The 8,179-nt window shown below is 64.9% G+C and carries 6 protein-coding genes; 3 read left to right on the top strand and 3 right to left on the bottom strand.

Going from position 1 to position 8,179, the window contains the following annotated elements; genetic code table 11:
* The 3 genes from MOV74_RS24910 to MOV74_RS24920 all read left to right on the top strand — a co-directional run.
* Nucleotides 1-1,087: efflux RND transporter periplasmic adaptor subunit (locus MOV74_RS24910; RefSeq protein ID WP_246928628.1), on the top strand; the 1,087-nt coding region annotated here is incomplete at its 5' end.
* Nucleotides 1,084-4,251 carry an efflux RND transporter permease subunit gene (locus MOV74_RS24915; RefSeq protein WP_246928630.1) on the top strand — a complete coding sequence of 1,056 codons (3,168 nt, stop codon included), beginning with the start codon at nt 1,084-1,086 and terminating at the stop codon, nt 4,249-4,251. The genes MOV74_RS24910 and MOV74_RS24915, both read left to right, overlap by 4 nt.
* Nucleotides 4,252-4,543: 292 nt before the next feature.
* On the top strand, nt 4,544-5,737 hold the full coding sequence (locus MOV74_RS24920; protein ID WP_246928638.1) for an ABC transporter substrate-binding protein: 1,194 nt from the start codon (nt 4,544-4,546) through the stop codon (nt 5,735-5,737).
* Between the two features lie 150 nt (nt 5,738-5,887).
* Here the strand turns inward: MOV74_RS24920 and MOV74_RS24925 are convergent, their stop codons facing one another.
* The 3 genes from MOV74_RS24925 to MOV74_RS24935 form a co-directional block, all read right to left on the bottom strand.
* The gene (locus MOV74_RS24925; RefSeq protein WP_246928640.1) at nt 5,888-6,274 is read right to left on the bottom strand and encodes an MAPEG family protein; all 387 of its coding nucleotides are present in this window, start codon (nt 6,272-6,274) and stop codon (nt 5,888-5,890) included.
* Between the two features lie 28 nt (nt 6,275-6,302).
* Nucleotides 6,303-7,385: a lipocalin-like domain-containing protein gene (locus MOV74_RS24930; RefSeq protein WP_246928642.1), complete on the bottom strand. Its 1,083-nt coding sequence runs from the start codon at nt 7,383-7,385 to the stop codon at nt 6,303-6,305.
* The coding region (locus tag MOV74_RS24935; protein WP_246928644.1) for an ABC transporter permease at nt 7,375-8,179 on the bottom strand (805 nt) is incomplete at its 5' end. The genes MOV74_RS24930 and MOV74_RS24935, both read right to left, overlap by 11 nt.

The following is an 8,179-nucleotide window of genomic DNA, read 5'->3' on the forward strand; positions in this document are numbered from 1 at the left end:
AGCCTCGCAGGCAGCCGCCCCGCCGCCGGCGCCTGTGACGGTCGCCCAGCCGGTCAAGCGGACCGTCACTGATTGGGACGAGTTCACCGGCCGCTTCGAAGCGGTGGAGGAGGTGCAGGTCCGCCCCCGCGTCGGCGGCTTCGTCAACTCCGTCGAATTCCAGGACGGCGCCATCGTGCGTCAGGGTGATCTGCTTTACGTGATCGACCCGCGTCCGTTCGAGGCGGTGGCCACGCAGGCGGAGGGACAGCTGTCGGATGCCCGCGCCAAGGTGGAGCTTGCCAAGCGCGAGCTCGATCGCGGTCTCAGCCTGGTGCAGACCAGCGCGGTCTCCGAGCAGGTCGTCGATCAGCGCCGTCAGGCCTTGCAGGCCGCGCACGCCGCCGAGGTGCAGGCCGAAGGCGCGCTCAAGGCTGCCAGGCTCAACATTGAATTCACGCATGTGACGGCGCCGCTGACCGGCCGCGTCAGCCGCCATCTCGTCAGTCCCGGCAATCTCGTGCAGGGCAGCGACAATGGCTCTTCGACCCTGCTGACCTCGATCGTCACGCTCGACCCGATCTACGTCTATTTCGACATGGATGAGGCGACCTTCATCAAATACAGCAAGCTCTGGTTCGAAGGCCGGCGCCCGAGTTCGCGCGACACCGCGAACCCGGTGCAGGTGACTCTCGCCGGCGAGACCAAGCCGTCGCATGAAGGCACCATCAACTTTCTCGACAACCGCCTCGACGTCTCCACCGGCACGCTGCGCAGCCGCGCCGTCGTCAAGAACACCGATCTGTCGATCCTGCCCGGCCAGTTCGGCCGCGTCCGTCTGATCGGCAGCGCGCCCTACGAAGCTCTGCTGATTCCGGATGCGGCTGTCGCCACCGACCAGTCCCGCAAGATCGTGTTCGTGGTCAAACCCGACGATACGGTCGAGGCGCGTCCCGTCGTGCTCGGGCCGCTGGATGACGGCCTGCGCGTGATCCGCGAAGGGTTGAAGGCGGAGGACCGCGTCATCGTCAACGGCATCCAGCGTGCCCGTGTCGGTGCCAAGGTCGCCCCGCAGACCGCGCAAGCCCCAGCCGGTGGCAAGTCATGAATCTCGGCCGTCTCTCCATCAACCAGCCCATCCTGGCGATGGTGCTGTCGATCGTGCTCCTGATCGTCGGCGCGCTCGCCTACACCACGCTGCCGGTGTCCGAATATCCGCAAGTGGTGCCGCCGACCGTGGTCGTCACCACGCAATATCCAGGCGCCTCCGCGCAGACCGTGTCCGACACGGTCGCGGCTCCCATCGAGCAGGAGATCAACGGCGTCGAGGACATGCTGTATCTCTACAGCCAGGCGACCTCGAACGGCCAGCTCACCATCACCGTCACCTTCAAGCTCGGCACCGATCTCGACAAGGCCCAGGTGCTGGTGCAGAACCGCGTCGCGATCGCGCAGCCGCGCCTGCCGGAGGAAGTCCAGCGCAACGGCGTCACCACGCGCAAGAACTCACCCGACATCCTGATGGTCGTGTTCATGCTGTCGCCCGACGACACGTTCGACCAGCTCTACATCTCGAACTACGCGCTGCTCCAGGTCCGCGACCAATTGCTGCGCCTCGACGGCGTCGGCGACATCCAGATCTTTGGCGCGCGCGATTACTCAATGAGGTTGTGGCTCGATCCTGACCGCATCGCCAATCTCGGCCTGACCTCGGCCGAGGTGCTGGCGGCGATCCGCGCCCAGAACGTGCAGATCGCCGGCGGCCAGATTGCCGAGCCGCCGATCGCCGACCGCGCCTTCCAGCCGAACCTCACCTTCACGGGCCGCCTGAAGGACCAGAAGCAGTTCGAGGACATCCTGATCAAGGCCGGCTCCGACGGCCGCGTGGTGCGGTTGCGCGACGTCGCGCGTATCGAGCTCGGGGCGCTGGCGTACTCCACCAACAGCTTCCTGCTGCGCAAATCGGCGGTCGCCATGCTGGTGACGCAGCGGCCGGGATCGAACGCGCTCGCCACGGCAAAGAACATCACCGACACCATGACGAAGCTCAAGGAGAGCTTCCCGAAGGGCCTCGACTACAATATCGGCTACAACCCGACCGAGTTCATCGCGCAGTCCGTGCACGAGCTGATCAAGACCATCTACGAGGCCATGCTGCTCGTGGTCATCGTGGTGCTGGTGTTCCTGCAGGGATGGCGGCCTGCGATCATTCCGATCATCGCGATCCCGGTGTCGCTGGTCGGCACCTTCGCGGTGATGGCGGCGCTTGGCTTCTCCATCAACAACCTCACTTTGTTCGGCCTCGTCCTCGCCGTCGGCATCGTGGTCGACGACGCCATCGTCGTGGTCGAGAATGTCGAACGGCATCTCGAGCACGGCATGAGCCGGCGCGACGCCGCGCTCAAGACCATGGAGGAGGTCGGCGGCGCGCTGGTCTCGATCGCGCTGGTGCTGTGCGCGGTGTTCGTCCCGACGGCGTTCATCGGCGGCATTTCCGGGCAGTTCTTCCAGCAGTTTGCCGTGACCATTGCGGTCGCGACCGCGATCTCCTGCTTCTGCTCGCTGACGCTGTCGCCGGCGCTGGCCTCGCAGATTCTCACGCCGCACGAGGAGAAACGTCCGTCGGCAAGCTGGAATGTCATCGCCCGGGCGTGGGGTGCCTTCACCGGGGTGTTCAACCGCGTGTTCGACCGGTTGGCGCACGGCTATGCCGGCCTTGCCGATTTCGTGATCCGGCATTCGGTGGTGATGCTCCTGATCTACGTCGTGCTGATCGGTAGCGCCGGCTGGCTGATCGTGACGACGCCGCAAGGGTTCATCCCGGCGCAGGATCGCGGCTACGTCATCGTCTCCGTGCAATTGCCAGGTGCGGCCTCGCTGGCGCGCACCACGGAGGTCGTGCGCGAGATCGAGCGGATCTCGCTGGATACGCCGGGTATCATCCGCGTCGCCGCTTTCGCGGGCTTCTCCGGTGCGACGCGTACGCAGGCGGGTAACGCAGCAGCGCTATTCCCGGTGTTCGACGAGCCCGAGGCGCGGATGAAGAAGGGATTGTCCGCGAACGCCATCACGGTCGAGCTGCGGAAACGCCTGTCCGCGATCCAGGGCGCCTTCATCATCGTGATTCCGCCGCCGGCCGTGCCCGGCATCGGTACAGGTGGCGGCTTCACCATCCGCATCCAGGACCGCCAGGGCCGCGGGCCTGAGATGCTCGCTGCGGCCACGGACGAGCTTGTCGCCGCGGCACGCAAATCGCCCTTGCTGCTCGGCCCCTCGGTGTTCTCGCCTTTCACGGCCAACACGCCGCAGCTCTTCGTCGACATCGACCGCACCAAGGCGCAGAAGCTCGGCGTTCCCATCTCGAATATCAACGAGACGATCCAGAGTTATTTCGGATCGACCTATGTCAACGACTTCAACCTGTTCGGCCGCACCTATCACGTCACCGCACAGGCCGACTTCCCGTTCCGGAAAGAACCCAGCGATCTCGCGCGCCTGCGGACGCGCAACGCCTCCGGCGACATGGTGATGCTCGGAAGCGTGGTTGAATTCAAGGACGTCTCGGGCCCGGACCGCGTCGCGCGCTACAATCTCTATGCCGCGTCCGAGTTGCAGGGTGAGCCGGCACCCGGCACCAGCTCGACCACGGCGCTCGACACCATCAAGAAGCTGGCGGATGACACCTTGCCGAGCGGCTTCACCTTCGAATGGACGGATCTGTCCTATCAGCAGGTCACCGGCGGCAATGCCGGCCTCTACGTATTCCCGATCTGCGTGCTGTTCGTCTACCTCGTGCTGGCCGCGCAATATGGCAGCTGGACCCTGCCGTTCGCGGTGATCCTGATCGTGCCGATGTGCCTGCTTGCCGCCACCATCGGCGTGCGCATCATGGGGCAGGACGTCAACATCCTCACGCAAATCGGTTTCGTCGTGCTGGTGGGGCTGGCGGCCAAGAACGCGATTTTGATCGTCGAGTTCGCGCGCGACATCGAGAACGAAGGCAGACCGCGGCTGGAGGCTGTGATCGAGGCCTGCCGCCTGCGGCTGCGGCCAATCCTGATGACCTCCTTCGCCTTCATCCTCGGCGTGCTGCCGCTCGTGATTTCGACCGGCTCCGGCTCGGAGATGCGGCAGGCGGTCGGCGTCGCCGTCTTCTTCGGCATGATCGGCGTCACCCTGTTCGGCCTGTTGTTCACGCCGATCTTCTATGTGGTGGTGCGGAACCTGGCGGAAGGACGGAACGAGGGGAAGAAGCCGGAGGTCGTCGCCTGACGCTGCCTCTATGGCCGTCGGCGCCTCCACACCCTCCGCTGTCTTCTCCGCGAACACGGGGATCCATAACCACAGGGAGTAGTTTGGCCCGACACCGGTAACTCCGAGTCTTCGCCAAACCGCTCCCTGTGATTATGGATCCCGGATCTTCGCTTCGCTCGTCCGGGACGACAGCGGTTGTTTGGCACACGGTTGCCCATACGAACGACCAACATGAAATGAATGGGCACACGCGGGGTTCTTCACTACTATCCGCGCGATTTCAAAACAGAAAACTGCTGGGAGATAACATATGAAATCAGCACTTTTGGCCGCCGTCGCAACCTCTGCTTTGGTGCTGGCGGCGCCGGCGTCCGCGCAAGGCGTCAAGATCGGCATCCTCAACGACCAGTCCGGCGTCTATGCTGACTACGGTGGCAAATGGTCGGTCGAGGCGGCCAAGATGGCGATCGAGGACTTTGGCGGCGAGGTACTGGGCCAGAAGGTCGAACTCGTCACCGCCGATCACCAGAACAAGCCTGATCTCGCAACCTCGATCGCGCGGCGCTGGTACGACGTCGAGAACGTCGACATGATCACGGAGCTGACGACCTCCTCGGTCGCGCTCGCGATCCACGAGCTCTCCAAGGAAAAGAAGAAGATCGACATCGTCGTCGGCGCCGCGACCTCGCGTCTCACTGGCGATGCCTGCCAGCCCTACGGCTTCCACTGGGCCTACGACACCCGCGCGCTCGGCGTCGGCACCGGCGGCGCACTGACCAAGGCCGGCGGCGACACCTGGTTCTTCCTCACCGCGGACTACGCCTTCGGCTACGCGCTGGAGAAGGACACCAGCGAGATCGTCACCGCCAATGGCGGCAAGGTGGTCGGCTCGGTGCGCGTGCCGCTCAACTCTTCGGACTTCTCGTCCTTCCTGCTGCAGGCGCAGAGCTCCAAGGCCAAGATCGTCGGCCTCGCCAATGCCGGCCTCGACACCACCAACTCGATCAAGCAGGCTTCCGAGTTCGGCATCGTCGCCAGTGGCCAGAAGCTCGCCGGCCTCTTGATGACGCTTGCCGAAGTGAACGGCCTCGGCCTCCAGGCCGCGCAAGGCCTGGTGCTGACCGAGGGCTATTACTGGGACGTCAACGACAAGTCGCGCAATCTCGGCGAACGCTTCCTCAAGCGGACCGGCCGGATGCCGAACATGATCCAGGCCGGCACCTATTCGGCGACGCTGAGCTATCTCAAGGCGGTCAAGGCTGCCGGCACCAAGGATCCGGATGCCGTCGCCAAGAAGCTGAAGGAGCTGCCGGTCGACGACGATTTCGCGCAAGGCGGCAAGGTGCTCGAGAACGGCCGCATGGTCCACGACATGTATCTGTTCGAGGTCAAGAAGCCGTCGGAATCCAAGAAGCCCTGGGACTATTACAAGCTGCTCGCCACCGTCCCGGGCGACAAGGCCTTCTTCGCCGCAAAGGACAGCGGCTGCCCGCTGACGAAGTAGGGCTCTTGTGTCCCGGACGCGCTGCAGCGTGAAACCCTGCTGCGCAGAGCCGGACCCACGTCTCTCCACGAATTGAGGCCAGATTGGGTCCCGGTTCAGCGGCGCAGCGTACACGCTGCACCCGGGACACGAGCGCGTGATGCCGCCCTCTCACACCATCCGCAGCACCACCGCGCCCAACGCCCCCGCCCACAGCGCGATGGCGGCAATGCCCTGGATCATGAAGCCCGGGCCACGCTTTGCGGCCGCCTTCGAATAGCCGATGAAGTAGACGATGCGGCCGATGATCCAGATCGCGCCGATTCCTGCCGCGATGCTATCGCTGATATAGACCGCGAACAGCCAGAGCGCGGGCAGAATGATCGGCATCCATTCCAGCGTGTTCATCTGGATGCGGAAGGCGCGTTCGAAATCCGGATGGCCGGACATCGCGGGCACCTTGACGCCGGTCTTGGTGCGCGAGCGCGAGACGTTGATGCTGGTGAAGAAATAAAATGCGATCGCCAGCAGCGTGACGAGGGCGGTGAGGTGATACATCGCGGAATTCCTTTGAGGAGGTCGCGCTTCAATACCCGGTCAGCTCGAGATAGCCAACGCCGTCATGCGTGCCGGCAAAGCTGATCGGTCCCTCCCAGTAGGAGAAGCCGGTCCCCATCCAGGCCCTGGGATTGAGCGGCTTGCAAGCAATCGAGAACGATCGCGAGGGAATCGCGATCTGCCATTCCACCGGCAGCTTGCGTCCCGCAACGTCTGTCGTCGCCTTCGGACTCATCTGGATGTCGCCACCCGCAATCATCTGCGTCTCGCCGGCGGCGCTGATCCAATTGCCGAACGGATAGTCCCTGCCGTCCTTCTGCCGTAGCCGGTACAGCATCAGCTTGTCGCCGGACGTCAGATGCAGCGACAGCCAATCCCAGCCGGTCTGGTCGGCGTCGAGCGGTTGGCTGCTCCATTCGCGGTCCATCCAGGCCTGGCCCGAAACATCGACGGACTTGTCGTCGATCGTGATCCTGCCGCGGGCGCGGTAGAACGGCTGGCTGTAATAATAGGACGCCTGGCCGCGCTCCGACTTGCGGCTGTAGCCGCCATCGCCTTGCAGCACCACGGCGCGATCGGCCTCCAGCGTCAGTGCGTAGCTGAAATCGGTGCTGGCTGCCTTCAGCGTGAGAGGCGCCAAAGTGCGATCGTCGGTGCGATCGAGGCCCTTCATCTCCCAGTCGTCGATCCAGGCCGCAAAGGGTGTTGCGGAGACGCCGGCCTGCCCGATGCCACCGCGTGAAAAGGCTTCGCTGAAGCGGTGGGTATCGGCGCGCGTCACCGCAGCGTGGGCCATCCACACCTGCTGATTGGCCCAGCCTTCGCCCTGCGGGCCCGGCTGCGCCGCCTGCCGGAACAGCGTCCATTGCAGGCCGCAGGCGGCACCGCTGCCGTCGACGAGGTTTGCCGTGAGGTACCACCACTCGATACGAAACTCTGGATGCGGCCCGTGGTCGGCCGGAAAGGCGAACAGCTTTCCCGGCGTGACCTTGGCAAAGCCATCCGCTGTCTCACCGAGCCCGGCATAGCCTTGCGCACCGGCGCGGCGTGCGAGCGCCAGCGCAGCGATGCCGCCGGTGAAGGCGCGGCGCGAGATCAGGTCAGCGCTCATTGGCGAACACCTTGACGAGATTTGCCGGTTGCATCCGCGCTAGTCTTGCCACCGGCAACAGAGCCGCAAGCAGCGACGCAAACAGCGCCACCGCGACCAACTCGACCAGTTGCAGCGGGAACACGTGGAACGGCAGCCGCCAGCCGAACGCCTTCACGTTCACGATCGCGATCAGGCACCACGCCACCAGCAGCCCGAGCGGCACGGCGAGCAGCGCGGTGAACAGCGCCACCGACAGCGTCTTGGTCAATTCGATCGCGGCGAGGCGCGGCCGCGTGATGCCGATCGCCCACAGCGGTGCAAGTTGCGGCAGGCGGGAATTTGCCAGCGTCAACAGGCTGGTGAACAGCGCGATCCCGGCGACACCGAGCGTGAACGCGTTCAGCGCCGATGTCACCGCGAAGGTGCGGTTGAAGATGCGGATCGATTCCGCCTTCATCGTCGCCTGATCCGCGACACTGCGGTCGCCGAGCGCAAACTGTCTTTGCAGGGCCGCGATCAGGCCGGGGATATTCTCCTTGGCAACGATCAGGCCGACCCGCGTCTGCGGCGTCTGCGGAAACTGCCGCATCAGCGCCGCGACGTTCACCGCCAGCTGTCCTTTGGGATTGCCGTAATCGGCATAGACGCCGACGATGTCGAGCTCCCACGTCCCACCCGGCGCCGGCACCTCGACGACGTCACCGATCCCGACGTTGAGGCGGCGGCTCAGCTGCTCGCTGATGAAGGCGGCATTGCCAGGCACGAGCCGGGTCCAGGCGCGCGGCGCGGCGTCCAGCAGCGGCCAGCGCTCA

This window comes from Bradyrhizobium sp. SHOUNA76 (assembly GCF_023006445.1).
Classification (GTDB): Bacteria; Pseudomonadota; Alphaproteobacteria; order Rhizobiales; family Xanthobacteraceae; genus Bradyrhizobium.

What these genes read in the sequence shown, in the direction of transcription:
- MOV74_RS24915 (WP_246928630.1), top strand. Translation starts at nt 1,084, where the DNA reads ATGAATCTCGGCCGTCTCTCCATCAACCAGCCCATCCTGGCGATGGTG.
- MOV74_RS24920 (WP_246928638.1), top strand. Translation starts at nt 4,544, where the DNA reads ATGAAATCAGCACTTTTGGCCGCCGTCGCAACCTCTGCTTTGGTGCTG.
- MOV74_RS24925 (WP_246928640.1), bottom strand. Translation starts at nt 6,274, where the DNA reads ATGTATCACCTCACCGCCCTCGTCACGCTGCTGGCGATCGCATTTTAT.
- MOV74_RS24930 (WP_246928642.1), bottom strand. Translation starts at nt 7,385, where the DNA reads ATGAGCGCTGACCTGATCTCGCGCCGCGCCTTCACCGGCGGCATCGCT.